Source organism: Bradyrhizobium sp. (assembly GCF_027451485.1).
Lineage (GTDB): Bacteria > Pseudomonadota > Alphaproteobacteria > Rhizobiales > Xanthobacteraceae > Bradyrhizobium.
In genome coordinates this window covers 1-23,789 of sequence record NZ_DAIDJE010000034.1, presented here as the reverse complement: position 1 = coordinate 23,789, position 23,789 = coordinate 1, and the positions used below count along the sequence as shown (strand labels likewise).

23 protein-coding genes are annotated in these 23,789 nt (G+C 61.1%); 12 read left to right on the top strand and 11 right to left on the bottom strand.

Annotated elements, in window-relative coordinates:
* Window positions 1-73 precede the first annotated feature (73 nt).
* Together NEZ08_RS04525 and NEZ08_RS04520 are read right to left on the bottom strand one after the other, a co-directional pair.
* Window positions 74-481, bottom strand: a complete 408-nt coding sequence (locus tag NEZ08_RS04525) for a DUF4332 domain-containing protein (RefSeq protein ID WP_298104119.1) — start codon at window positions 479-481, stop codon at window positions 74-76.
* Between the two features lie 23 nt (window positions 482-504).
* Window positions 505-870, bottom strand: a complete 366-nt coding sequence (locus NEZ08_RS04520) for a DUF2267 domain-containing protein (protein WP_298104116.1) — start codon at window positions 868-870, stop codon at window positions 505-507.
* Window positions 871-1,200: 330 nt separating this feature from the next.
* On the opposite strand from NEZ08_RS04520, the gene NEZ08_RS04515 reads away from it, so the two are divergent.
* The 3 genes from NEZ08_RS04515 to NEZ08_RS04505 are packed head-to-tail and all read left to right on the top strand — an operon-like array spanning window position 1,201 to window position 5,545.
* Complete coding sequence (locus NEZ08_RS04515) at window positions 1,201-2,754, top strand: helicase HerA-like domain-containing protein (RefSeq protein WP_298104112.1); 1,554 nt, start codon at window positions 1,201-1,203, stop codon at window positions 2,752-2,754.
* A gap of 48 nt (window positions 2,755-2,802) precedes the next feature.
* Complete coding sequence (locus tag NEZ08_RS04510; protein WP_298104109.1) at window positions 2,803-4,101, top strand: glycosyltransferase family 87 protein; 1,299 nt, start codon at window positions 2,803-2,805, stop codon at window positions 4,099-4,101.
* A gap of 43 nt (window positions 4,102-4,144) precedes the next feature.
* Complete coding sequence (locus NEZ08_RS04505; RefSeq protein WP_298104106.1) at window positions 4,145-5,545, top strand: M20/M25/M40 family metallo-hydrolase; 1,401 nt, start codon at window positions 4,145-4,147, stop codon at window positions 5,543-5,545.
* A 40-nt stretch (window positions 5,546-5,585) separates the two neighbouring features.
* Here NEZ08_RS04505 and NEZ08_RS04500 read toward each other — a convergent pair whose 3' ends face one another.
* The 3 genes from NEZ08_RS04500 to NEZ08_RS04490 form a co-directional block, all read right to left on the bottom strand.
* Window positions 5,586-6,002, bottom strand: coding sequence for a hypothetical protein (locus tag NEZ08_RS04500; protein WP_298104104.1), 417 nt, complete (start codon window positions 6,000-6,002; stop codon window positions 5,586-5,588).
* A 185-nt stretch (window positions 6,003-6,187) separates the two neighbouring features.
* Window positions 6,188-6,967 carry a class II aldolase/adducin family protein gene (locus tag NEZ08_RS04495; protein WP_298104101.1) on the bottom strand — a complete coding sequence of 260 codons (780 nt, stop codon included), beginning with the start codon at window positions 6,965-6,967 and terminating at the stop codon, window positions 6,188-6,190.
* Between the two features lie 113 nt (window positions 6,968-7,080).
* Window positions 7,081-8,730: a glycosyltransferase family 39 protein gene (locus NEZ08_RS04490; protein ID WP_298104098.1), complete on the bottom strand. Its 1,650-nt coding sequence runs from the start codon at window positions 8,728-8,730 to the stop codon at window positions 7,081-7,083.
* 950 nt (window positions 8,731-9,680) lie between these two features.
* On the opposite strand from NEZ08_RS04490, the gene NEZ08_RS25745 reads away from it, so the two are divergent.
* Both NEZ08_RS25745 and NEZ08_RS04480 read left to right on the top strand, forming a co-directional pair.
* Window positions 9,681-9,860, top strand: a complete 180-nt coding sequence (locus NEZ08_RS25745) for a hypothetical protein (RefSeq protein WP_367278374.1) — start codon at window positions 9,681-9,683, stop codon at window positions 9,858-9,860.
* 121 nt (window positions 9,861-9,981) lie between these two features.
* Window positions 9,982-10,395 (top strand): MucR family transcriptional regulator, encoded by a 414-nt coding sequence (locus NEZ08_RS04480; protein ID WP_298104092.1) that lies wholly within the window; start codon window positions 9,982-9,984, stop codon window positions 10,393-10,395.
* Window positions 10,396-10,403: 8 nt separating this feature from the next.
* Here NEZ08_RS04480 and NEZ08_RS04475 read toward each other — a convergent pair whose 3' ends face one another.
* Both NEZ08_RS04475 and NEZ08_RS04470 read right to left on the bottom strand, forming a co-directional pair.
* A complete protein-coding gene (locus NEZ08_RS04475; RefSeq protein ID WP_298104089.1) occupies window positions 10,404-10,835 on the bottom strand; it encodes a SufE family protein in 432 nt (143 codons plus the stop codon).
* 95 nt (window positions 10,836-10,930) lie between these two features.
* Window positions 10,931-11,350: a DUF5330 domain-containing protein gene (locus NEZ08_RS04470; RefSeq protein ID WP_298104086.1), complete on the bottom strand. Its 420-nt coding sequence runs from the start codon at window positions 11,348-11,350 to the stop codon at window positions 10,931-10,933.
* Between the two features lie 402 nt (window positions 11,351-11,752).
* Between NEZ08_RS04470 and NEZ08_RS04465 the strand changes: the two genes are divergently transcribed.
* From NEZ08_RS04465 to NEZ08_RS04455, 3 genes are read left to right on the top strand one after another with little or no spacing between them, the layout of a single operon-like run.
* Complete coding sequence (locus NEZ08_RS04465; protein WP_298104083.1) at window positions 11,753-13,582, top strand: PAS domain-containing sensor histidine kinase; 1,830 nt, start codon at window positions 11,753-11,755, stop codon at window positions 13,580-13,582.
* A 4-nt stretch (window positions 13,583-13,586) separates the two neighbouring features.
* Window positions 13,587-14,228 (top strand): peptidoglycan-binding domain-containing protein, encoded by a 642-nt coding sequence (locus NEZ08_RS04460; RefSeq protein ID WP_367278373.1) that lies wholly within the window; start codon window positions 13,587-13,589, stop codon window positions 14,226-14,228.
* A gap of 42 nt (window positions 14,229-14,270) precedes the next feature.
* Window positions 14,271-14,615, top strand: a complete 345-nt coding sequence (locus NEZ08_RS04455) for a DUF1491 family protein (protein WP_298104080.1) — start codon at window positions 14,271-14,273, stop codon at window positions 14,613-14,615.
* 15 nt (window positions 14,616-14,630) lie between these two features.
* On the opposite strand, the gene NEZ08_RS04450 is transcribed toward NEZ08_RS04455, so the two are convergent.
* On the bottom strand, window positions 14,631-15,614 hold the full coding sequence (locus NEZ08_RS04450) for a DUF2336 domain-containing protein (RefSeq protein ID WP_298104076.1): 984 nt from the start codon (window positions 15,612-15,614) through the stop codon (window positions 14,631-14,633).
* A gap of 940 nt (window positions 15,615-16,554) precedes the next feature.
* On the opposite strand from NEZ08_RS04450, the gene NEZ08_RS04445 reads away from it, so the two are divergent.
* Window positions 16,555-16,752: a hypothetical protein gene (locus NEZ08_RS04445; RefSeq protein ID WP_298104073.1), complete on the top strand. Its 198-nt coding sequence runs from the start codon at window positions 16,555-16,557 to the stop codon at window positions 16,750-16,752.
* 59 nt (window positions 16,753-16,811) lie between these two features.
* Window positions 16,812-17,528, top strand: a complete 717-nt coding sequence (locus tag NEZ08_RS04440) for a hypothetical protein (protein WP_298104195.1) — start codon at window positions 16,812-16,814, stop codon at window positions 17,526-17,528.
* A 2-nt stretch (window positions 17,529-17,530) separates the two neighbouring features.
* Here the strand turns inward: NEZ08_RS04440 and NEZ08_RS04435 are convergent, their stop codons facing one another.
* Genes NEZ08_RS04435 through NEZ08_RS04425 form a run of 3 tightly spaced genes read right to left on the bottom strand, consistent with a single transcriptional unit; the run spans window position 17,531 to window position 20,892 of the window.
* The gene (locus NEZ08_RS04435) at window positions 17,531-18,097 is read right to left on the bottom strand and encodes a DUF1254 domain-containing protein (protein ID WP_298104069.1); all 567 of its coding nucleotides are present in this window, start codon (window positions 18,095-18,097) and stop codon (window positions 17,531-17,533) included.
* Entirely contained in the window at window positions 18,094-18,672 is a 579-nt protein-coding gene (locus tag NEZ08_RS04430; RefSeq protein WP_298104066.1) for a DUF1214 domain-containing protein, read from the bottom strand. Before NEZ08_RS04430 ends, NEZ08_RS04435 begins: the two co-directional genes overlap by 4 nt.
* A 3-nt stretch (window positions 18,673-18,675) precedes the next feature.
* Window positions 18,676-20,892, bottom strand: a complete 2,217-nt coding sequence (locus NEZ08_RS04425; RefSeq protein ID WP_298104063.1) for a transglycosylase domain-containing protein — start codon at window positions 20,890-20,892, stop codon at window positions 18,676-18,678.
* Window positions 20,893-21,255: 363 nt separating this feature from the next.
* On the opposite strand from NEZ08_RS04425, the gene NEZ08_RS04420 reads away from it, so the two are divergent.
* Both NEZ08_RS04420 and NEZ08_RS04415 read left to right on the top strand, forming a co-directional pair.
* The gene (locus NEZ08_RS04420; RefSeq protein WP_298104060.1) at window positions 21,256-21,783 is read left to right on the top strand and encodes a YcgN family cysteine cluster protein; all 528 of its coding nucleotides are present in this window, start codon (window positions 21,256-21,258) and stop codon (window positions 21,781-21,783) included.
* 147 nt (window positions 21,784-21,930) lie between these two features.
* Window positions 21,931-23,508, top strand: a complete 1,578-nt coding sequence (locus NEZ08_RS04415) for an MDR family MFS transporter (RefSeq protein ID WP_298104058.1) — start codon at window positions 21,931-21,933, stop codon at window positions 23,506-23,508.
* The last annotated feature ends 281 nt before the right edge of the window (window positions 23,509-23,789 follow it).

Sequence of the window (23,789 nt, the reverse complement as noted above, 5' to 3'; positions counted from 1 at the left end):
CGGGGCCGGGGAGTCAAGGGATCAGGGAGCGACGCCGGGGCGAGCCTGGCTGACCGCACCGCGGTGAAAGGGGTCAGTAAGTGATTTTGGGCTGAAGCTTCCGCGCCTTCGCGATCAACTGTTCAACCGACTTTTCCGAAGGCAGGACTCGCACAAGTTTGCGCTTGGTATTCACTTCCTTCATGTTCTGCGCCAGACGTGACGGATTTCGCAGCGCAAGTTCGCGAACCGTCGGAACGCCGGCCGCTCGGACCAGGCCGACTTTGGCCCGGCCCATTCCGGGAATCCGCATGTAATCGGAGAAATTGGCCCATTCGAGCAACTGCTGTTCGCTGATGCCGGTCTTGGCCGCGAGCGCCTTGCGTCCTCTCACCGTACTTGCCGCCTCCAGCAGGCGGGCCGTAGTGCGGATGCCTTGCGATTTCAATTTGGCGGCTGCAAAGGAGGGAAGACCCTCAATCTCGGAAATAGGATATGTCATGATTTTTCGATCGGAAATGTGCTTCAAGCGAATTGGCTGAGACCGGGCGTCTCCGCGATGATCGCACCCATTTGATCTTCGCCGACTTTGTCGCGGCCAAACCGGAAAAGTTCGCGTGCGATGTTTTGAATGTCGCTGATGCCAAGGCCCAGGCTCATCAGCCGGGTGCCGACCGCCATCAGGCCGCCCCCCATCAGTCTGGTCAGGCCGCCGCTGTTCTCGGATGCGGAAATCGCAGCTTCGGCTCCGGGAATCTTGTCGATCAAGGCCTGGACCTTGTCGGAAGGGCCTTCGCTGCGAAGGTAGCCGAGAATGATGCCGATGGTTTTCTCGGCCATGGCACGTTCTATGCCGGCCTTGGAGGCCAGCCACGCTGTCAATTCATCCATTGCGCCCCGTCCTCGGCCAGCTTGTCCGCCGGATCCCTGCTTTAGATTTATCTTGATCTGCTGCGCCGCGAATTACAAGCGATCACGGTGCGTGCCGATGTGAATCGGGCCACGGGTGTTGCAGCCTTGCAAGGGCAAGCGCCTGTTTCCCGGATTATCGAGAAGTTTTGTTGCGAAGTTGATGACGCGGAGCCGCAAAACCGCCCGAACTGTGCCGAACTGAATGCGTTTTGATTCCTTCTTCGTTCGTTGAACGTTTCAATCCGCTGGCAACATGCCGTATAACTCCGGCGCTTGCAGGGCGCCTTGAGGCGCACAAGAGATGATACGATGACAACACCGGACGATCGGACCGCGGATACGGCTGAGAAGATTTTCATCGGCAAGGGCGAGCACTCGGCATGGCTGACGCTTGCGCTGGCCAACCGGCACGGCCTGGCGACGGGAGCCACCGGTACCGGCAAGACCGTCTCCTTGCAGGTGATGGCGGAAGGATTTGCGCGCGCCGGCGTCCCGGTTTTCGCAGCAGACATCAAGGGTGATTTGTCCGGCATCTCCGAGCTCGGCGAGACAAAGGACTATATCCTAAAGCGGGCGGCCGATATCGGGCTCGCGTTCCAGCCGGACCGGTTTTCGACGGTGTTTTGGGATGTGTTTGGCGAGCAGGGACATCCGGTGCGCGCTACCGTCTCGGAAATGGGACCGCTTTTGCTGTCGCGCATGATGGATCTGAACGATGTCCAGGAAGGCGTGCTGAACATCGCCTTCCGTATCGCGGATGAGGAGGGATTGCTGCTCCTCGACATGAAGGATCTGCGGGCAATCCTGTCCTTTGTCGCAGAGCATGCCGGCGAACTGACGACACAGTATGGAAACGTCTCGAAGCAGACCGTCGGAACCATTCAGCGCCAGCTTCTTGTGCTGGAAAACCAGGGCGGCGACAAGTTTTTCGGAGAGCCGGCGCTGGATCTGAAGGATTTTATGCGTACCGACCGCGACGGCCGCGGCATGATCAACATCCTGGTCGCGGATCGCTTGATGCAAAGTCCCCGGCTGTACGCGACGTTCTTGCTCTGGATGCTGTCCGAACTGTTCGAGCAGTTGCCGGAAATCGGCGATCCTCCCAAGCCAAAGCTCGTGTTTTTCTTCGATGAAGCCCATCTGTTGTTCAACGACGCGCCAAAGGCGCTGTTGGAAAAGATCGAACAGGTGGTCCGGCTGATACGCTCCAAGGGCGTCGGCGTCTATTTCGTCACGCAAAATCCAATCGACGTTCCCGACAAAGTGCTCGCCCAACTGGGGAACCGCGTCCAGCATGCGCTTCGTGCCTTCACGCCGCGCGACCAGAAAGCTGTGGCCGCGGCGGCGGAGACTTTCCGGCCTAATCCGAAGCTTGATACCGCCCAGGCGATCATGCAACTCGGCAAGGGCGAGGCGCTGGTGTCGTTTCTGGAAGGAAATGGCATTCCGGCGATGGTGGAACGCGTGATGGTGCGGCCGCCGACCGCGCGCATTGGGCCGATTACGCCGGAAGAACGCAAATCCATTATCGACAACAGCCCGGTGAAGGGCAAATACGATACCGCGATCGATTCCGAATCCGCCTATGAGGTTTTGCAAAACCGCCTGGCGGGCAACAGCGGCGGAGCCGGTGGAGTTCTGGGCCAAATCGGCGGGATCGTGGGGACGATTTTCGGCACAAACACGCCCCGCGGCAAGTTGTCCACTGGCCAATTGATCGCCCGCAGCGTCACCCGTTCGGTGACCAACAAGGTTGTGGGCGGCGTGGTGGCCGATCTCGGCAAGTCCGTCGGCGGTTCGATCGGAGGTTCGATCGGGCACGCCATTGTACGCGGTGCACTCGGCGGGCTGCTGCGCCGGTAGCTCTCGATGCGGCGTAATCCTGTTTCAGCTTTCAGAAAGTGAAGCGTTTTGAGACTTCCGTCATTACGAGCGCCGCTCGATATCCTTTTCCTGATCTGCTGCTTTATCCTGACCGCCGACGTGCTCGGTCCCGAAATCTTTGGTCACGGCAAAACAAAGGATTATCCGCTCTGGTTCTGGGCCGGCCAGCAGATCTTGCATGGGGGCGATCTCTATCCGCACGATCCTCACGTCTCGTTCGCGTTCCTGTATCCACCGCCGGCCGCCATTCTGCTCGCGATCCCGGCTTCGTTCGGAAAAATCCCGCTCTATCTTTGGCTGTCACTGCTCAACGCGGCTGCGTGGTGGATGACGGCGCAGCTTTCCAACGCGATGACGGGCGACGGCAAGGTTGCATCTTCCTGGCTCGCGGCGCTGCCCTCGATTGTCATGATCTCCTTCACGTTCGACATGTTCGATCTTGGTCAGCCCAACCTGGTCCTGCTCGCCTTGATGCTTTGGGGGTTCTGGCTGCTGCGACACGAGCGTCCCTGGGGTTCGGGAATCTTGTTCGCGCTCGCGACCGCGATCAAGGTTTTTCCGGTTGCGGTACTGCCCTATCTCGTCTGGCGGCGGCAGTGGAAGCCGGTCGCGAGCATGATGATCTTTCTGGTGGTCTTTCTCATTGCCATTCCGACGCCGATACGCGGCTTTCAGCACAATCTCTCCGAACTGAAGACCTGGTATCAGGGAATGGTTGGATCCAGTTCGGAAGCGGGATTTGGACAGCGCGATGACCAGAACTGGTCGTGGATGAACCAGTCGCTGATCTCATTGACCCATCGCCTGACCCGCCCGGTGGATTACAATCAGGACAACCCGAATAGCACGCCGGCCTACATGAACTTGCTCGATCTTGACTTCAAGACCGCCAACTGGGTGGTATTGGCGGCGGCGGCGATCCTAGGTCTCGGCTTTATCGCCGTAATGCCGCCGATGTCGCGCCGGACGCCGCAGTCGGATGCCGAGGAACTGGGCATCCTGTTTTGTCTTATGACGGTGGCCTCGCCGCTCGCGCGCCAATACTATTTCATATGGCTGTTCTTTCCACTGACCGTTCTGCTGCACCGTGCGGCCTACGATCCCCGCGCGGGCGCGCGCAAAGGTACATGGGCCGCACTGGCGATTGCGGGCATCCTGCTCTGCCTGGCATTGCCGTATTTCCCACGTAGCTTTCAAGCATTCGGGAACAACTTCCTTGCGACCGCAGTGCTTGCCGGGACGTTGGCCTGGCATCTCCTGCACCCCCTGGAAGATAAGACTGTGCGCCAGGTCGGCTCCTTGTCCGCATCCGCCAGCCTGCCGTAGATTTGAAAGCAAGACAGGCCCGCCAACTGAAGGAAGATCGGAAATGTCCGGCACCGCACAACTTCAAGAAGTTCTCGATCGCATTGATGCGGATTTTGACGCCAGCCTCGAACGTCTGTTCACGCTATTGCGGATCAAGTCGATTTCGGCCGACCCGGTCTTCGCCGCCGACTGCAAGGCGGCGGCCGATCATCTGGCGAAGGATATCGCCACGCTAGGATTGAGCGCTGAGGTACGGCCCACTGACGGCCATCCGGCCGTTGTCGCCAAATCCAACGGGAAGTCGGGCAGCGGGCGGCCGCACGCTCTGTTTTATGGTCATTATGACGTTCAGCCCGTCGACCCCTTGAATCTCTGGCATCGACCGCCGTTCGAGCCCGCCGTTGCCGATCACGCGGACGGCCGGAAAATTATTGTTGGGCGCGGCGCCGAAGACGACAAGGGACAGCTGATGACTTTCGTCGAAGCGTGCCGCGCCTGGAAAACCGTGACGGGGTCGCTACCGATCGATCTGACGATCGTAATCGAGGGCGAGGAAGAGGTCGGTTCGAAAAACTTCGTTCCATTCCTTGAAAAGAACAAGGCGGACCTTTCTGCGGATTTTGCGCTCGTCTGCGATACCGGCATGTGGGATCCCGCGACGCCGGCCATCACCATCTCGCTGCGAGGGCTCGTGTATGACGAAGTAAAGATCAAGGCCGCCAACCGCGATCTGCATTCCGGCATTTTCGGTGGCGGCGCGCAAAACCCGATCCGGGTGCTGACCCGAATTCTCGGCGGCATTTTCGATGACAATGGCCGCATCACGATTCCGGGCTTCTACGATGGCGTCAAGGATTTGCCGCCAGACGTGCTGGAGCAATGGCGCAAGCTCGAAATGACGCCCGAAAGTTTCCTCAAGCCGGTCGGGCTCTCGATCCCCGCAGGCGAGAAGGGACGCCTGTTGATTGAGCAGGTGGCGTCCCGACCGACCTGCGATGTCAACGGCATCGTCGGCGGCTACATCGGCGAGGGCTCAAAGACGGTGATTCCCGCGGAGGCTTCCGCCAAGGTTTCGTTCCGGTTAGTCCAGGGACAGGATCCTGACCGGATCAGGAACGCCTTTCGCGATTATGTCACAGCGCGGTTGCCGGGCGATTGCCGCGCGGAATTCACCGATCACTCCAATGCTCCCGCCGTTGCCCTCGACTGGAACATGAAGCCGCTCGCCGCCGCCCGCCGTGCGTTGGCGGAGGAGTGGGGCAAGGATGCGGTGTTGATGGGATCGGGCGCCTCGATCCCGATCGTGGCCGATTTCAAGCGCACGCTTGGTCTGGACTCGCTGCTGGTCGGATTTGCGCTCGACGACGACAATATTCACTCGCCGAACGAGAAATACGATCTTCGAAGCTTTCACAAAGGCATTCGTTCCTGGGCCCGGATTCTCGCTGCGCTGGCGGAATAGATCCGGTTCGAAACGATGGTGCGATGGGTGTCGACGACCGCTATTGCTTCGCGTCGTCGTCTGCTGCCCGTCGCATCGCTTCGGCGGCGTCCGGATGGCGGCGGTAGAACTCGCACGCACCCGGCTTGGCTGCTCGTTCCAGGCCCTCCTGCTTCGCGGCTTCCACGAGTTCCTGATCTTCCTTGAGATCAAAGACCGTCTGGTCCCTGATTTGGGCAAGCTCGCTCTCCTTTCGGGTAAGTGAACGCGACCCGGCTTCGCTCGGCACAATCTTGCAGCCGACCGCAAAATAGATGTCCTTGACGCGGCTTACGAGCTTTGCCCGGTGTTCCAGATATTTCTGTTTGATCTTGGCCGACAGCCCCTGGATGGGAGGGTCGGCCTGCTGGGCCATTGCTGAAGGCGAAAAAGCCGCCAATGCCACCGCAATGGCGATGAGGATGATGCGCTTCTTCATGGTATCTCCCGGGGCCGTCATCCCAACGAGCCGGTGGTCGCGCGCCTGTCGAGGAATATGGCGGCAACACGCAGTGGCAAAGGGAGCCGGACCGCTCAATGTAAAAACGCCGCCCGGAATTGAGCGGCGTTTGATTCGGCGTGCAGAGGTATATGGAAAAACCTTATACCGGATTTGCTGGCCTTTCAATTCCGATAGCTGGGGTCGAGCCGGTCGAGCTTGCGCAACAGTGGCGGCCATACCAGCATGGTTGAGCGCAGTTCAGCCCGTTCGGGGTTGTTGAGCAGCCGGGTGTTCTTGTCGATCACGGCAGGATCGACCGGGTAGGCGGTCGGTCCCAGCATTCGGGTCCGCACCTGCATGGTGCAGGCCCGCTCGAGGTGGAACATCCGCTCGAAGGCCGACGCAACCGAGCGGCCGACCGTCAGCGTACCGTGATTGCGCAACAGCATATGATTTTTGTCGCCGAGATCGCGCTGAAGCCGAGGGCGTTCGTCATGGTCGAGCGCGATGCCTTCATAATCGTGATAGGCAAGATCGAAGGTCACGAGCTGGGCGGTCTGATTGAGCGGCAGCAGGCCTTCCGCGGAGCTTGCGACCGCAGTGCCGTCCGGCGTGTGCAGATGGATCACGCAGCCGGCGTCCTCGCGAACCTCATGGATCGCCGAATGGATGGTGAACCCAGCCGGATTGATGTTGTACTGACTCTTGGTGAGCAGGTTGCCGTCAAGATCGACCTTGACCAGGCTCGAGGCCGTGATTTCATCGAACATCAGCCCGTAAGGGTTGATGAGAAAATGATGCTCGGGTCCCGGAACACGTGCAGAGATGTGGGTGTCGACCAGGTCGTCCCAGCCATAATAGGCGATCAACCGGTAACACGCGGCAAGATTGACGCGCTGTTCCCACTCCGCGTCCGTCATTCCAGACGGGATTTCCTTCAAAACAGCTTCGGCTCGCGACATGTTGCCTCCTCCTAATTCATTGTCGGGTTGGCGTAAGCGTATTCGCGGCGCCGGCGGCCGGCAAGGCGCGTTATGGATGTGGCAGTTATGCTTGGCGCTGCGCCTATGCGTGGTTAAGGCGGCGGTATCGACAAGAGGCTTGAGATCGTGCGTCCGCGGATATCGTAGACGCGAGCAAACACCACGTCGTCGCGTTTGATTTCTACCATCACCGGCGCACTCAGGCCCTTACAATAGAACTCGCCGAGCGTCATGGCGAAGTCGGCCGCGTGGCTGTCCCAGCCGATCGTGAAATCCGGTCCAAGCGCAACCTGGGCCGGTCGCTGCGGGCCGCACACGGCGACCTTCCACTTGCGTCCGGGCGGCGGGCTTAGGTGTTGTGCGTCCAGTTGTTCGTGGAGACCGTCGGAAGCCTGTTTGAATGCGAGGCCCCAATAGTCGAGCATATAGTGATCGTCGGCCCCGCGCACCGTGCCGGCAATGTGGTTGAAATGAGTGTATTGATAAGGATGAAGCCGGATCATTTCGCCAAGCGGCAGCAGCAGGCCGAACAAGAAAAGCGCCAGCGCGGCCGGTTGCCAAGTGCGGCGATTTTCTCCCAGCTTTTCCATTCCCCGCGCGAAGGCGAGGCCGGCTAGCACCGTCATCGGCGGAATGACGAAGATGAAATGACGGATGCCATTGTAAAGTGCCGGGCGCTTCACAATGGCGATCGCGATCGGCAATACCGCAGCCAGCGCAAGCATCAAGAGAATCGTCTTGCGGCGGCCGGAGACATCCTTGCGGACGAGCGCAATGAAAGTCCCGCCGACCCCGGCAACGGTCAGCGCCAGCAAAACCTCCGGAAGCTGAAGGGCGAACAACGTGGGAAGATATGACCATGGCATGTCGGGGACCGACACAAGCGCGCCATCGAACATCTCTTTCCACGGCTTCTCAAAGAAGTGTGAGAAGTAGGTCACGGCCAGGAACGGATGGTTGGGCGCGATGATCGACCATGGCCAAATCAACCCCATCACGAGGTAGCCGAGGATCAGGCCGGGCAGCAGCGTATAGGCCGTCTGCGCAAATCGCTTGATAGCATCGCGTGCATCCTTGGTGCGGACTTCCTCGATCAGCAGCGGCATGAACCCGATCAGCGCGTAAAGCAGCGCGAGGCCACCAAGAACGCGCGAGCCGATTGAAAGCCCGGCGCCGAGGCCGGTGATCAGAACCGTTCGCGGGGTGGGATGCGGATATTCTTCCACCAAGCGGACCAGGCCGAGCATCAGGATGATCATCGCCACCGCGAATGGCGCGTCCTTCGGGTTCATGAACATGTGGCCGTAGAAGGTCGGACACAGCGCAAGAAGCAACAGCGCCGCAAGTCCTGCCAGCGGGCCGCCGACGCGACGAGCCAGTCGCCAGTTCACCGTGAAGCCGATGATGCCGACAATGGCGCCGAGCAGGCGCCGGGTTTCAAACAGCTCAAGCGGGATCACCTTGTGCAGCAGCGCCGCTGCCATGTCGAAACCGCCGCCATACATGTAGAGGTTGGCAAACGATAACGCGCTGGTGTCCCTGAAGCCCGAACCGTACATCTTGAGCAGCAGGTCGGCATATTCAGCGTGGGTATAATCATCCCAGCCAAGGCCGTAGTCGCGGAAGGTGAAGCCTGCGATCACTGCGACCACGACCAGCACCAATATTGCCGTGTCGTCGCAAGCCCGCTCGATCGAGCGCCGCGAAGGCGTGTCGACGGCGGAAGTCGTGATTGATGTCATGCTATTGAGTAACCCGGCGTCCCCTCGGCCCATCCAGCGCCTCGTGGGCCCTTAACCCCGGCGACCATATAGCGCAGTTCGGAGGCCAAGTAATTGGCAATTGTGGCGTAATTCGCCTATTGCAACGCAACGAAATGGGCGATTTGGCTCGCAACCATGGTTCCAGCGAACGCAGCTCCCGGAATGACCTTGTTAATTGGCGGTTGGCTCGGCACGCAATATGACGGTATCGTGGCGGCGGGCGCGGTAGGGGCTGCGCCATGGCGAAGCGCGGCCCAGGGGTAAGTTTGATGATGATTGGAATGTTGATCGCCGGGATCGGCTGCGTGGGGGCAGGTCTCGCAGCCATCGGTTTCGGGATCCCCATCAACGAATTTGGCCTTGGCAACACTCTGATCCTCGCTGGCGCCGTCGCCACCTGCTCCGGGCTGATTATCCTGAGCTTGTGGGTCGCGGTCAGAGAATTGAAGGGCACCGCGGGCCAGCTGGCTTCGAGGCCCGCCTTCGATTTGAAGAGCGGCGCAAGCCAGCGGGCGGCCTTGCCGCGCCCGGCCGGCACCGCGGGCGATAGCATGGAACCGCGCGCCGAGCAGCCGGCATCGCCTCCAGCGCCATCTTGGGACGAAGAGAGTGCGCCGCACGATCGATCCCGCCAGGAGGCGCCATTGCCATCCGCCTCCGAACAACCTGCAAAACCTCGACGAAACTTGATGTTTTCCTCCTCCTCCCGCCGGGACCGTGAACGCGCCCAAGGGCTTCCAGGCGATACAGTGGCCGCCGAACCCCTCCCGGGAACCGCGGGGGACGCGTCGCCTCCCGAGCCCAGCGAGGCTGCACCGCCGAGCTTTGAGGATGCCTGGCCGAAGTCCGAACGGGCGCGGCCGGCCGATGTGCCGCCTCGGCGCCGCCCGCCACGGAGTCCTCCGGCGTTCAGCGAACCTGCCGCCGCGATGCGCCAGCCCGCTTCTGCCGAAAGTCAGCCGCCGGTGACGGTCCTCAAATCCGGAGTCGTCGACGGTATGGCCTATTCGCTCTATTCCGACGGTTCGATCGAAGCGCAGATGCCGGAAGGCATGATGCGTTTCGCCTCGATCGACGAGTTGCGCGCGCATCTCGATCAACGGCCGTGAAAACCGCATCCCCGTTCTTGTCTCTGCCCAAGTAATCCGCTCATATCGGCCAAGCTGGTGCCGCAGCGTAAATCGGCAAGGGGATCACTTGCGCGATGAAGATCTTGAGAAGGCTTTGGCCATGACCGACACAACGGGCAAGAATTTCATCGACCTGACGGCGAATATCGTCTCCGCCTACCTCAGCAACAATCCGACGCCCGCATCGGAAATTCCCGGCCTGATCAACCAGATCCATGCCGCTTTGGTGCGCGTTTCGACCGGGCGACCCGAAGCTCCCGCCGAGCCGGCAAGGCCCGCGGTTTCTGTCAAGAAATCCATCGCGCCCGATTATCTGGTGTGTCTTGAAGATGGCAAACGCTTCAAGTCGCTGAAACGGCACCTGCGTTCGCAATACAACATGACGCCGGAGCAATATCGGGAGAAATGGGGCTTGCCGCCGGACTATCCGATGGTCGCACCCAATTATGCGGTGGCCCGTTCGCAACTCGCCAAGAAAATGGGGCTTGGCCAGCAGCGCCGCCGTCGCAAATAGCGCTGCTCCTATGACGCCGCAGCCAGTGCTTCACGCGCGTCGGTGCGGATGCGCTCGACCATCGAGCGCAGACCGTTGGAGCGTTGCGGCGTGAGGTGTTCGCGGAAGCCGAACTCGTCGAAGACGGCGAGGGCGTCGGTTGCCAGAATTTGCTGCGGTGTCTGGCCGGAATAAAGCGTGAGCAGGATCGCGACCAGTCCGCGAACGATGTGGGCGTCGCTGTCGCCCAGATATTTCAACAAGGGCTCACCCGCGCCGTTGCGTTCGACTTTTTTGGACAACCAGACCTGGCTGACGCAACCTTGCACCTTGTTGGCTGAAGAATGCTCGGCTTCCGGCATCGGTTCGAGCGTGCGGCCGAGTTCGATGACATACCGGTAGCGGTCGTCCCAGTCGTCCAGCAGTTCGAAATTTTCACGGATGTCGTCAATCGTCGCCATAAGCGTGCTCAACCTTCGCAAACCCTTATATAGGGGTGAAGGCGGGCGAAAGCGAGGTCGTTCCCGATCAGAATTGTTCCTGATCTCGGCGGGATTTATGGTGATGGCGGGGCGCCCTGCCATTCGATCTGCACGTCGTCCGGCGTCAACGTGTCAGGCGCGCCATCCGACTGTGCGGGATCGCCGCTATCCATGCCACCGATCGATCCGGTTTGATCGGGCGCATGCTTATCGGATTTGTTGGTCTTGTCGGGTTTATCGGTGATGATCTGGTACAGCTTCCTCGCGCCACTTTGGGCACGCTGACCGATCACGGACGCTGCCTGACCGCCGACTTCGCACGCCGCGGGCTGGCGTTTGCAAAACTGGCTCATGTCGCTTACGGCCGCGGTGGCTGCCGAGATCGCCTCGGAGGCATTGATTTGCGGCGTCTTGTCAGAGTCCGGAGATTTGTCCCTCGGCAGCAAGACGAGGACCAAGCCAATCCAAAACGCCAAGCGAAGCAGGAAAAACATCTTGCTAGTCCGGCTGTCTCTCTTGTCCCGTTGTCTTCAATCCCGATCTCTAACAGCCGTCGATAAAGCCCAAGTGTTTGCATTGAAGTTAATGGTGAAGGATTTGCGCAAAAACCGCTTCGTTTGATTCGGCGTAAATTTTTCATTGATATCCAGTGCGGCCGCTTATGATGGGCCATCCACGATTTCGAAACCATAGCCGATGACTTGCGGAAACCCGCCGTTCACCATCTGCGTTGATTGAAGCTCGCATTGCAGATGGAAAGCGCCGTGGAGATACGGTCTTTTGCCGCAATGCGGGCCGCCTTAGCGTTCGTTTAATGTGGCTCTGACACGGTGCGATTTCGACAAGGGGGGCGTTTCGGGACGTCGGTTTCGACGCGCAGGCCGAAGCGAAAAGTAGTGATAGTTCTGAGTACCATTCGCGATTGCCTAGATGCGCTGCTGCACCCGTCCGCACGGCAAGATGTGCTGGCCCGAGCCCGCCACCGGGCTTTTATCGCCCCGCGACTATTGGGGAGCCTCACGGCCTTTGCAGCGTTCCCCGTTTATCTTGCCCTGCACGGCGCGCCAACGGCGCTAGGGGTCGCGGCCTTCGCCTGGCTGATTGCGCCTATTCTCCTGTCTTGGTTTCTGTCGCGCACCGGCCGTTACGAGGAGGCCTGCTGCCTTTCATCGCTGGCGTTTGCCGGACTGATCATGACGTTGGCATCGAGCACCGGCGGCATCGGATCGTTTGCGGCGATCTGGCTGGTGGTCGTGCCGGTAGAGGCCGCGCTTTCGGCCTCGCGCCGTGTCGTCGCCTTCGCTTCGGCGCTTGCTTTGATCTGTGTTGGCCTCTTGATCGCATTTGGCCATTTCGAGCTACTGCCTGTCCTGGATGTCAGTCCGCATATGCGCGCGATCCTGACCGCATTTGGCGTGGCCGCCGCAACGCTTTACGCCGGAGGCCTGGCGTTTGGCACCGAATTGCTCGCGCGAACCAGCGCGTCGTTGCTTTATGTCGAGGAAGACCGTTATCGCCTGCTGGCGCAAAATATGAGCGACGTGATTTCACGTCATCACCGTAACGGTGCCGTGCGGTTCATCTCGCCGGCTGCGGAGGCGCTATTGGGGACGCCGACCTCGGGTCTGCTCGGCTTTGGCCTGTTCGACCGCGTTCATGTCGCCGATCGCCCGGCCTACCTTACCGCGCTTGCGGATGCGGCTTGCCGAGGCGATGCGCAGAGCGTCGAGTTCCGCCTGAAGCGGGACGCAGTCTGCGGGTGCGAGGCCGGACGGGTCAATCAGGTGAATTTCATCTGGGTGGAGATGCGTTGCCGGCCGCTCGAAACGGTGTTCTCGCAAACCACCGAAGCCGAGGTCGTCGCGGTCATGCGCGACGTCACCGAGCGTAAAAATCAGGAACATGCGCTGGATCTGGCGCGGACGGCGGCAGAGCGGGCAGATGCTTCCAAGACGCGCTTCCTCGCCACCATGAGCCACGAGTTGCGCACGCCGCTTAACGCCATTATCGGCTTCTCCGAGTTGATCATGCAGGAAGACGCGCTGATGCTAAATGCTGCGCGCCGCAAGGAGTATGCCCAGCTGATCAACGATTCGGGGCAACACCTTCTGTCGGTCGTCAACGGCATTCTCGACATGTCGAAGATGGAGTCAGGAAATTTCGAGATCATGCCCGAGCCCTTCGCTCCGCGGGCGGCGCTGGTCAACTGCTGCAATCTTCTGGCATTGAAGGCGCGCGAGAGCGGCATCGATCTTGTTACCCGGGCCGCGGACGATTTGCCGGTTATGATCGGCGATCCCCGCGCATTCAAGCAGATCGTGCTTAACCTGGTCTCCAACGCCGTCAAGTTCACCGAGCGCGGTGGCAAGGTCACGGTGTCGGCCGCAGTCGAAGGTGCGCGGCTTCTGGTACGCATCGCCGACACCGGCGTTGGCATCACGGCCGATGATCTCAAGCGGATCGGCGATCCTTTCTTTCAGGCAGGCAAGACCTATCAACGCCGCCACGAAGGCACAGGCCTTGGATTATCAATCGTCAAGAGTCTCGTTGCCCTGCATGGCGGCGAATTGGCCGTGCAGAGCAAGGTCGACGAAGGCACGGTCGTTACGGTAGCATTGCCGTTGACACCTCAGCCATCGCAACCCGGAAGCAATATTACCACGCTCGCGCTGCCGTCGCGTTCCGCGATGCCCGAGCAAGCGCCTCAGGTGAAGAGAAGTGCCTAGGAAATTGACTGACAGTGATGATATGCCGCGCCGCCGCCGCTCCAGAGCGGCAGCGACCAAGGAAGATTCCGAGCGCAGCCTTGCGATGCGCATTTTTTTGTACAGCCCGAAGGATATGATTGCGGGCGGGCTTGCGTTAGCGGCCGTCATCGCGATCATTGCGAACGCGCTGCTCATGCAAGCCGGTCGTCATCCCGCGCCGATGTTCGGAACTGTGACAGTGATGCCGGCGGTTGCGGCCGTGCCTGTCAGCCACGTGCCGCGGCCGCGCCCGGTTGAAGCGGACGTCCCGCTGCCCGAAGCCAGACCCGCCGACGCGAGAGGCGTGGATTCCCTGACCAATCTCGTCAAGACGACGAGTACGGTGCAGCCGGCCACAGCCAATATTCCGCGTCCGCCGATGACCGTGCCGGTATCGACCCGCGCCGAGGGCACCGCCCTCCCGGGCTCGCATCGCGTGGCCGCGGTGCAGCGCGCGTTGACCGAATATGGCTATGGTCAGTTGAAACCCACCGGCATTTTGGGGCCCGACACCCTGGCTGCGATCCAAAGATTCGAACGGGCGCGGCGGCTTCCGGTTAACGGCCAAATCTCTGATCGCTTGGTGCGGGAACTGGCTGCCATGATCGGGCATCCGATCGAGTAGGCTGAGCTAGCATCCCGACGTGGGCTGGCCTATCGTCGTTTGATGCGATTGAAATCGAATATTTGGGTCGCGGCTTATTTGCGCCGCTGCCAGACTGCGGGCATCTTCGGCGCGGTGCGCCGGCGTGGAGCGGAGGAGGCAGGCGCCGTATTCGTGAAGGTGGCGCTGCTCGACGGCAACGCCATGCTCTACGTGCCCGCGCCGCAGACGGTTTACGACGACTCAAGACCTATCGAGCGGCTTTTCATGCCGATCTCGAAAGACCCTCTGCCTGAGCAGTCGGTTGAGGAGCGTCTGAAGAAGGAAATCCGGTTCGATCCGGATGCCTGGATCGTGGAAACCGAGGATCGTTCGGGACGGCACTTCCTCGACCTGACGCGCGATTAAGGCCAACGCGGTTTTTTAGCGTCTCCGCGTCTGCGAAAATCCCTCGCGAGGCGGCGCGGCGCCGCCAGCAGGCTGCGAGGCAGTCCTGGTCTGCGATGCCGCGCTGCGCGCCCGGCCGCGTTCGTCGTCATAAAGCATCGGCCGATAATTGGCGCGCGTGACCACCAACGTCGAGCCGCGCCAGGCGGCGAGCATGATCAGCGCTGAGCGCTCGTTCAGCGTGTCATAGAGCCGCGACAGCCGGTAAACCAGATGAACGGAGCTGCCGATTTCGGGTTTGAGGAAAAGCAGGACCCGCTGATAAACCGGGCTCGTCATGCCGAGCGCCTTGGCGGCGCAAGCAAGCGGCTCGCCGGTGGGATCATTCACCACCTGGGTTGCGAGCTTCCTTGGCAGGATCAACGCCTCGGCGAGTTCGAGCGTAAAATTTTCGACGTCGGCGACCCAGGCTGCCATCTCAAGTGTTTCGATCGCTCGTTCCGCGCGCAGGGCGGGAATACGCGGCGACGGCTTCAGCGGCGTTTCAGTCAGGTTGTGCAGGATCAAGGCGCGCTCGGCTGAGGCAGCGCCGAAAAACAGACCGCTGATTTCCGCCGCATCGGCCGGCTGCATCGACAGCTTCGAGCTCATCCGCAGGCGGGGTTCGCGTGAGATCGCCGGCGGCGGCACAGCGCTGGAAGATGCATTGATTTCGCCTGTCAGAGGCTCGCGCTGCCCGGAATGTGTGGGTTTGAGCCCGAGGTGCCTTAGAACCGCTGCCGGGGTTGCCGGATAAAGGGCAAGGCGCGCTCGCACGGCTGCGCGCGTCGCGTCGTCGACCTGGTCGATCAGGCGCGACGTCAGTTCGACGAACTGGCGGACTTCCTCATCGCTATGCGTGCTGGTCTGAACGTAGAGATCAACAAGAACGCGAAGCAGAGTAGGGCGGATATCGACGCCCTCTCGGCGGGAGAGGTTCATCAAACCGTCAAAGCCCGAGAACAGCGGAGGCTTGGTCATCTTGGCGATACGCGACTGATTTCAAATCTCGCGTAAGCCTAGGCGCGTTGCTTTAACGCCGCGTTAATCTTAACGATTCTAAACCGTTGAAATATTGACAGCCAGTGCGCGGCCGGCGGCACACCCGCGATGCCTCGTTCGTCGATTTTTTTCTGTTGCATTTCGCGGTACGAGCATTGCCTTTCGACCAGTCGAATGACCGCCCGATGGCCACGGGCATCGTGCCGCTTAGAGTGGCCGACGGCGTGCAACCGCGTGTTTGATCCGGGCGCGAAACCGACGATGCCTCCGGCCGCTGAATTCCGCGACCGATACGCATCCAACCTCTCTTTGGCCTATGACCGCGCCGGACCATCATCCGTTTCAAAGGTCCCCATCGGGTCACACAAGCTCAGCTTCATCAAAAGACATCTGCCCGGTTCGTTGATGCATCCGGAATGCCTGAGAGCCTATACCGGCGAAGCGGATCTTTTATCTCGGAAGAGGCTGTAGGTCGCCAACCAGGTTTGATAACTGGACGGCAAGTGCGCGAAGCCGGGCATTCGCTTCTAGCAGCAACAGAATGTCATTGTCCGTGCCTTGGCGCCGCGCGCCGTCGTCTGAAACGGTCGCAGGCTCTTCAAGTAGCAGTGACAATAACTCGAACAATTCGTCATGCGGCGTACCCATGGGCAGTTCCTTGTTTCGACGACACGGCCCGCGCTGTCGTTTAACAGGGTCGATCGAGTTGCCGGCAAATCTGAGTCCAAAATGGGACCGCTCTCCGCGGCGGATGCGCCGTCTTTGCGACGCAGTCCCGGAGTGTCGCCGTCGGTCTTTGCGAAACGTACGCCGCTATTCGACCGGGGTCGCAAATTAAGAAGCCGTTAACCACGTTTTGTTCTTAATGACCTCCGTCGCCGCAAATCGCGTCGCACGCGGCAACCGGAGAGAGTTCGGCATGGGCACCATCATTGAATTTCCAGCAGATGCGGCCTCGCGGCGGCTGGGATCAGCCACGGATGGCAGCCCACAGGAAGGTAAGGGAACGGTCTTGATCCTTCCCGTCATCCGGATCGAGCGCCAGGTTGAAGAAACCACTGGGGATCGCGGGCCGGAGGAGGGGACGGCCCCGGGGCGCCGTCGCCGCCGTCGCTAGGCGGCGGATTTGATATGCCGACTAACTCTCACTTGATCCGGGCTTCTGCATCATTCGCGATGCTGCTTGGCGCAGGTCTTCTGCTGGGCGCTTGCAGTGGCGGTGATTTCGGCCGCACCCGCGAAGATTTCCGCAACGACGACATGCATCGGTGGATGGGCGCCGAAGCGACCGGCAGCGTGGGTTTGAGAGCCTCTCAGTTTCAACTCACTGACGACGAAAGACAGCTGCGCGACCGGGCTTATCCGCTAATCGAGCCTCCGCATTCCCGGCCGGCCTGGAAAGCGGTGTTCGGCGATTACCAGGTGATCGCTTCGCCGTGGCGGCAGAGGGTTGTCTTCGATCGCACCGCTTACGGTCGCGCGCTGATCGACGAGCCGCACCGCTCCGATGCCTCGCGCTATTCCCAATTGATCGACGATGCACGCGACGACATCACCCGTTTCGATCCGTTTTATTCAACGGCCGCGCGCGTGCTGGAGCTCGATAGGAAACGTAATGCGAGCCTTGCCCATGTCTCGCAATTGTCTCCGCGGGAGCGCGCCGACGCGGTCGCACGGATGGAAGAGAACGCCTTGATCGTGCAGTGGGTCCAGCAGTGCCAGGAGCGGCGGGTTTCGTCGTATCGCTGGGCGCTGGAGCGGCTCGTCGTTCAGGGCCCCAACAGCATGGCCGCCGAAGCGGACCGGCTGATCAACGAATTGGCCAGCCTAAGGGCCAATCCACCGGTCATGATCCAGCCCGCTACAGGGTATGCTGTGAGCTCGCGCGGTTAAGTTCAGCGCTTTGCCTGTGCTGGCTCCGCCTGTACCTTGCAACTTGATGCGGCAAGGGAGGCCTGTGCCTGCGCCATCAATCCCGGCTCCGGCGCCAGCGCTTTCATGACGATCAGTCCGGCCGTGCTTGGAGAATCGATGATCAGCCGGTCCGCGGCGGTCACATCCTCGTCCTCGGGCAGAGCTGCATGTTGTGCTTCCGTCATCAGATCGAGCTCGATGACCTTGCGCCCGGCGGAACGATCGTTGATGGCGTAGTAGGCGAGCTCATTGCGTGTATAGAACGACACCGAGGTATAAGCCTGGCTCACGGGGACCGCGAGCTTGATCGGTCCGCCGGAAAGATCATAACGGCAGACCGCGACTGCGAAGGCCGGGTCCATGAACGGCAGGGGTTCTGTGGCGGGGTCGGGCTGCGGCAGCGATGTGACGGCGTTCAGCTTGGTGATCGGGGCGAGCCGCGAATAGGCATCCTGGGTCGCAATCCGCGGCAGTGCCAGCACGCTGACCAGATGGACGATACCGCCCAGGAATATGCCGGCTAGGATGGTGAACAGCAGCCGGATCATGGGCAGCTCACGGTCGCGATGGCGGGCATCGGGGCATCGCGCTGGGAGCGCGTCGCAACGCCGACCGGGGTGTCGTAGAGCCGCAGCTTCAACGTGTAGCGTTCGATCCCGCCGGTCGGCAGCCAGTTGCCGGCGCGCGAGCGCGCGGCGATCCGCACCTCGAACGAGCCATCGGCGCCGCGGACGACTTCCTCGCTGGTGAAGCCGTAACGCTTTAGTGCATTGGCCACCACTCGGCCCTTCGCGTCATAGAGCGTCAGAGTCCAGAACCGCGCCGGCGGCGTAATGCCGCTCACCAGCACATCGCAGCGTCCGTCCAGAGGCCGTTTGCGGTCGTCGCGGGTCGCCGAGAATGCAATGCCGTCGCCGGTACCGATCGGCAGTTCACCGCTTCGCGCGATGGTTGCGCGCGAATAAGGGTCCACCTCGACGGTGCCGGTCCTCGGTCGTGCCGTCCAGGCGCCGATGGTCAGCGTGCCGATCTCAGTGCCGCGGGTCGCTGTTGTCCATGTGGCGCCCAGGCCAATAACGGCGGCCAGGATCAACGCCAGTAAGGTGACAAGAATGAGCCGCACGTCTTAGTTCTTTGAAGCAGTTGCGGACACGCCGGGAAGTGCCGAAGCGAAGCTTTCAGTATACGCCGCCGAGGTCGAGGAGACAGGCTTGGTCGGCTTCGCGGATTCGTCGGCGGCCCTGGCGGCATCATCAAGCATTCTTTCCACCCGCACCAGGACGTCTGCGCCACGCTTGGTCAGCACCGGGGGCGGCCTGATATCGGGGAGTTTCGGCGCCGCGCCATGAGATGCGAGCAGGGCCGCGGACGGCGACTGCGGCAGTTTTGTACCCATGCCGACGCCGGGGAGTTCCCTGATCTCGACGCCCTGGTGGGCGGCGAGCATAATGTCGTGCCAGGTCTGCGCCGGCAGCGAACCTCCCGTCATGCGGTTGGTCGGTGAGTAGTCGTCGTTGCCGTACCAGACGGCGCAGGTGAAGTTGCCGGTATATCCGACAAACCAGGCGTCGCGATAATTATTGGTCGTACCCGTCTTGCCGGCGGTTGGGATGCCGTCCAGCGCCGCGCGGCGCGCCGTGCCTTCGCTCACGACGTGGCTCATCATCTCGGCCATTTCTGCAGCAATATTGGCCGGAATTGCCTGCCGCGGTTTAGGACCGTCGCGGTCGTAGCGCCAGACCAGATCGCCGGCGCCGGTGCGAACTTCCAGGATCGCGTGCGGGGTCACTGCCTTGCCCCGGTTCGGGAATGTCGCATAGGCGACCGCATGTTCGAGCACCGTCACTTCATCGGCGCCGATCGGCAGCGACGGCGTATCGGGCAGGGGCGCCTTGATGCCGAAGCGGCGGGCGACCTCGACGATCTTGGCGCGGCCGACCTTGGCCGGATTGGGTGCCTTGCCGCCGAGCGCAATCGACAGCTTCACCGGAATGACGTTAATCGAGTGCGTCAGAGCCTGTGTCAGGGTCACCGGGCCGGAATAGGAATGTCCGTAGTTCTGCGGACACCAGTTGCCGATGCACACCGGTCCATCGACCACGACTGACTTCGGCGTGAAGCCGTTCAAGAGCGCCGTGGTGTAGACGTAAGGCTTGAAGGACGAGCCCGGCTGCCGGTAGGCATCGGTTGCGCGGTTGAACTGGCTTGCGCCGTAGTCACGGCCTCCGACCATGGCGCGGACGCCGCCATCGAGATCGGCTACGACGGTTGCGGCCTGTGTGGCGTGATAGTCGCGGCCGAACTGGCGTAACTGGTTTTCGATTGCTTCCTCGGCCGCGCGTTGCACGTTCATGTCGATTGCGGTGCGTACGACGAAGACACGCTCGTTATAGGATTTCGGGAATGTGTCGACGAGCTTGCGCATTTCGTCGAAGGCCCAGTCGAGATAGTAATTCGGCGAGTTCTCGTCGCGGCGGTCAACGACGCTCGCCGGATTGCGCCTGGCGCCGAACACCTGTCCCTCGGTCATGAAGCCGGCATCGACGAGATTATCGAGCACGACATTGGCGCGGGCGCGGGCGGCCGGCAGGTTGATATGCGGCGCGTATTTGGTCGGTGCCTTGAACAATCCCGCCAGCATGGCGGCTTCCGCCAGATTGACGTCACGCGCCGACTTGTTGAAGTAGAAATGGGCCGCGCCGTCCACGCCGAAGGTGCCCCCGCCCATATAGGCGCGGTCGAGATAGAGTTTCAGGATTTCGTTCTTGGTCAGCCGCGTCTCCAGCCAGATCGCCAGAAACGCCTCGTTGATCTTGCGCTCGATGGTGCGTTCGTTGCTCAGGAACAGGTTCTTGGCGAGTTGCTGAGTGATCGAGGAGCCGCCTTGCCGCACGCCGCCGGCCTGCGCGTTGGTCACGAGTGCGCGCAACGTTCCAGCGATGTCGATGCCAAAGTGGTCGTAGAAGCGGCGATCTTCGGTTGCCAGCGTCGCCTTGATCAAGACGTCCGGAAAGTCTTCGAGTGGGATCGAATCGTTATGTTTGATGCCGCGGCTTCCGATCGGATTGCCGTAGCGGTCGAGGAAGGTCACCGCGAGATCAGATTTCTTCAGCCAGTCCTCATCGGCCGTCTCACGGAAGGCGGGCACCGCCAGGGCCAGCAACAGGATCAGGCCGCCGAGTCCAAGGGTGGCGGCTTCTGACAGGGGTTCGATGAACACCCACCGTTTCCAGCGACCGACATAAAATCGGTCCATGAAGGCCGAATACCGCTCATAGAGTTCGCGGGTGCCCCTTCCGGCGGAGAACAGCGTGGAATCAATACGCGCGTCCAGATCCAGCATCCAGTGCCGGATCTTCCTGATCCATTCGGCTAAAACGGTCTTGAGCACGAGCAGGCGTTACCTGAAACCGGAATTCTCGTTTTCGACTTGAGATCGATCACCGCTGGCGGTGGACCGCGCTCAAATCGTGCGGGAATGTTGCGGCAAACCGAAGGCATTGGACGCCCAGGCTGTCACATCCCTATCTAGCCGAGCGGGGACGATAAACCAACGGCCCGCCTCACATTTTAAGGGGGAAGGGATAACGGCTTAAGGGGTATCGCAAACTAGGGTCGTCATCCCCACTTGCGGTGGTGTTGCCGCAACCTCTAGAACGGCAAAAGCAGCAAGGTTGCGCAAATTTGGGTCCAAAATCCTGATCCCATGACCAAAAAGCCTGAGCCACCCTCCGGACAGGAAGGATTCTTCTGGAAGACCAAGACGTTGGAAGAAATGTCAGTCGTCGAATGGGAGAGCCTGTGCGACGGCTGCGCCCGCTGCTGCCTGGAAAAGCTCGAGGACGAAGACACCGGCAAAATCTATTTCACTCACGTGTCCTGCAAGCTTCTCGATGCAGGTCTTTGTGCCTGCAAGGATTATCGGCACCGTACCGAGCGGGTTCCTGATTGCGTCAGGCTGACGCCGGCAAATGTCCGCACGATCAATTGGCTGCCGCCAAGCTGCGGTTACCGCTTGGTGGCTGAAGGCCGCGATCTCTATTGGTGGCATCCGCTGATTTCCGGTGATCCGAATACGGTTCATGAGGCCGGCGTTTCCGTGCGTGGGCGCGTGGAGGGAACCGAGAACGAAATTGCCGATGAAGATCTCGAGGATCACATCGTGCAGTGGCCGGCGACCCTACCCAAGCGCGCCCGGCTTAAGAAGCGCCCGACATCCGCTCGCCAACCCTAATCCACGCCTCCGTTAGCGAATTCTTGAACCAAGCCGCGTCGTCTGGGACGCACCCATGCACGCCGCCGGCTGCCACAGTCTCGAATCATCGCCTAAGTAGGGAACGATGTTTCGCGGCGAACCGCCCCTTTCCAGCTCTGCTTCCCCATGAACAAGTTCGAACGGCAGGGCCGTCCATCGGCCGATCAGCAGACGTTGTCGGAAAGCCTCGCCGGCGAGCCGACCGTGGTTCCTGCGGACATCCTCGACGTGAGCGATGCGCCGCCGATAGCGCCGCCCGCCGCGCTGGCGCCTAACGAAGTCCGCACGATTTTGATGAGCCTGATGCTGACGATGTTTCTGGCCGCGCTCGACCAGACCATCGTAGCGACCGCGTTACCAACCATCGGCCGGCAGTTCAGGGACGTGTCCAGCCTGTCGTGGGTGATCACGGCCTATCTACTCGCGTCGACAGCGGTGGCACCGGTGTTCGGCACTTTGAGCGACATCTATGGCCGCCGTGCCATGATCATCAGTTCCATGAGCCTTTTCATCCTTGGCTCGATCCTGTGCGCGCTCGCGCCTAACATGTCCGTCTTGATTATCGCCCGCGGGCTCCAGGGACTGGGCGGGGGAGGCATCCTGCCGCTCGTTCAGACCCTCATCGCCGACGTGGTCACGCCGCGCGAGCGTGGCCAGTATCAGGCCTATTTCAGTGGCGTGTGGATGGCCGCCGGCATCGGTGGCCCCATCCTCGGCGGTGTTTTTGCCGAACATCTGCACTGGTCGATGATCTTCTGGATCAACGTGCCGCTCGGGCTTACCTCGCTCGCGATGCTGGTGCCGAAGATGGGCCGGATCCCGGTTTATCATCGCCGCCGCGAGGTCGATTGGCTCGGCGGCCTTCTGCTGATGGCCGCGGCGGTCGTTGTCATGCTGGTCTTGACCTGGGGTGGCAACCGCTTCGCCTGGCTATCGCCGGCGACAATGGCCATGGTCGGCGCTTCGGTCGCGCTGGCGCTGGCGTTTGTGTGGCACGCCTTACGGGCTGACGAGCCGTTCCTACCGCTTTCGCTGATGGGCGGGACGGTCGTACCTTATGCGATGGTTTGCGGCGGCTGCGCCATGGGTGCGATGCTGGGGCTAACGGTCTATTTGCCGCTCTACTACGAGGGGGTGTATCACCTCAGCGCGAGCGAGGCGGGCATGGCGCTGATTCCGCTGGCTGCGGTTTCCACCCTCGGCGCGGCGATCGCCGGACGGACCATGGCGCGTTCGAAACACTACAAGCGTGTTGCCATCGTTGGAACCATTGTAGCCGCCGTCACCGCGACGGCACTGGCGCTCGCGCTGATGCCACTTTGGCTGTTGCTGGGATTGTTGTCGATATTCGCCTTGGGCCTTGGCACGGCCTTTCCGGTCTCGACCGTCTCGTCGCAAAATGCGGTCGCACGCTCGCAGGTCGGCACCATTACGGGAGCCACCAATTTCTTCCGCGCCTTGATGGCCTCCTTCACTGTTGCCGTATTCTCGGCCATCCTGCTGACGGCGCTCGGCTCCGACGTCTCTCTTTCGCGTGACCACCACGGCGCCGCGAGCCTGATTCCGTCCGCCGATATGATCGCCGCGTTCCGTTTTGTGTTTGGCGCCGCAGCGGCGTTGATGGTGATCGCCTCGATCTGCATGGCTCTGATGGAGGAGAGGCCTCTCGCGGGCCCGGCGCGACCGGTCGAGCTCGCGGAATAAAGCCGCTGTGCGCGCAAAGCGGGTCTTTTCACCGGACGGTTCAACGACTGGTCAACCGCAAGTGGCGGTACTTTAAAAAATATCCGGCTCGGTTGTGCGACGCACCGGCGGATGCGTCTAATTTCCCATATCGAAGAAGGGGTTGGCCGAAAATCGAAGAATGAAGGCTCCTCCGATTAATCCGCCATTCAGAGCGTTCCTCAATGCACCCGTAACCAATGCAATTTAGATTTCGCTGTCAGTCTAGGCTGCCAGCCTGGGCCATGCAGGTGCTTTGGGTC

Excerpts from the sequence above, each read along its gene's own strand:
- NEZ08_RS04525 (WP_298104119.1), bottom strand. The coding sequence starts at position 481 with ATGACATATCCTATTTCCGAGATTGAGGGTCTTCCCTCCTTTGCAGCC.
- NEZ08_RS04520 (WP_298104116.1), bottom strand. The coding sequence starts at position 870 with ATGGATGAATTGACAGCGTGGCTGGCCTCCAAGGCCGGCATAGAACGT.
- NEZ08_RS04515 (WP_298104112.1), top strand. The coding sequence starts at position 1,201 with ATGACAACACCGGACGATCGGACCGCGGATACGGCTGAGAAGATTTTC.
- NEZ08_RS04505 (WP_298104106.1), top strand. The coding sequence starts at position 4,145 with ATGTCCGGCACCGCACAACTTCAAGAAGTTCTCGATCGCATTGATGCG.
- NEZ08_RS04500 (WP_298104104.1), bottom strand. The coding sequence starts at position 6,002 with ATGAAGAAGCGCATCATCCTCATCGCCATTGCGGTGGCATTGGCGGCT.
- NEZ08_RS04495 (WP_298104101.1), bottom strand. The coding sequence starts at position 6,967 with ATGTCGCGAGCCGAAGCTGTTTTGAAGGAAATCCCGTCTGGAATGACG.
- NEZ08_RS04490 (WP_298104098.1), bottom strand. The coding sequence starts at position 8,730 with ATGACATCAATCACGACTTCCGCCGTCGACACGCCTTCGCGGCGCTCG.
- NEZ08_RS25745 (WP_367278374.1), top strand. The coding sequence starts at position 9,681 with ATGCGCCAGCCCGCTTCTGCCGAAAGTCAGCCGCCGGTGACGGTCCTC.
- NEZ08_RS04480 (WP_298104092.1), top strand. The coding sequence starts at position 9,982 with ATGACCGACACAACGGGCAAGAATTTCATCGACCTGACGGCGAATATC.
- NEZ08_RS04475 (WP_298104089.1), bottom strand. The coding sequence starts at position 10,835 with ATGGCGACGATTGACGACATCCGTGAAAATTTCGAACTGCTGGACGAC.
- NEZ08_RS04470 (WP_298104086.1), bottom strand. The coding sequence starts at position 11,350 with ATGTTTTTCCTGCTTCGCTTGGCGTTTTGGATTGGCTTGGTCCTCGTC.
- NEZ08_RS04455 (WP_298104080.1), top strand. The coding sequence starts at position 14,271 with ATGCGATTGAAATCGAATATTTGGGTCGCGGCTTATTTGCGCCGCTGC.
- NEZ08_RS04450 (WP_298104076.1), bottom strand. The coding sequence starts at position 15,614 with ATGACCAAGCCTCCGCTGTTCTCGGGCTTTGACGGTTTGATGAACCTC.
- NEZ08_RS04445 (WP_298104073.1), top strand. The coding sequence starts at position 16,555 with ATGGGCACCATCATTGAATTTCCAGCAGATGCGGCCTCGCGGCGGCTG.
- NEZ08_RS04440 (WP_298104195.1), top strand. The coding sequence starts at position 16,812 with ATGCTGCTTGGCGCAGGTCTTCTGCTGGGCGCTTGCAGTGGCGGTGAT.
- NEZ08_RS04435 (WP_298104069.1), bottom strand. The coding sequence starts at position 18,097 with ATGATCCGGCTGCTGTTCACCATCCTAGCCGGCATATTCCTGGGCGGT.
- NEZ08_RS04425 (WP_298104063.1), bottom strand. The coding sequence starts at position 20,892 with ATGCTGGATCTGGACGCGCGTATTGATTCCACGCTGTTCTCCGCCGGA.
- NEZ08_RS04420 (WP_298104060.1), top strand. The coding sequence starts at position 21,256 with ATGACCAAAAAGCCTGAGCCACCCTCCGGACAGGAAGGATTCTTCTGG.
- NEZ08_RS04415 (WP_298104058.1), top strand. The coding sequence starts at position 21,931 with ATGAACAAGTTCGAACGGCAGGGCCGTCCATCGGCCGATCAGCAGACG.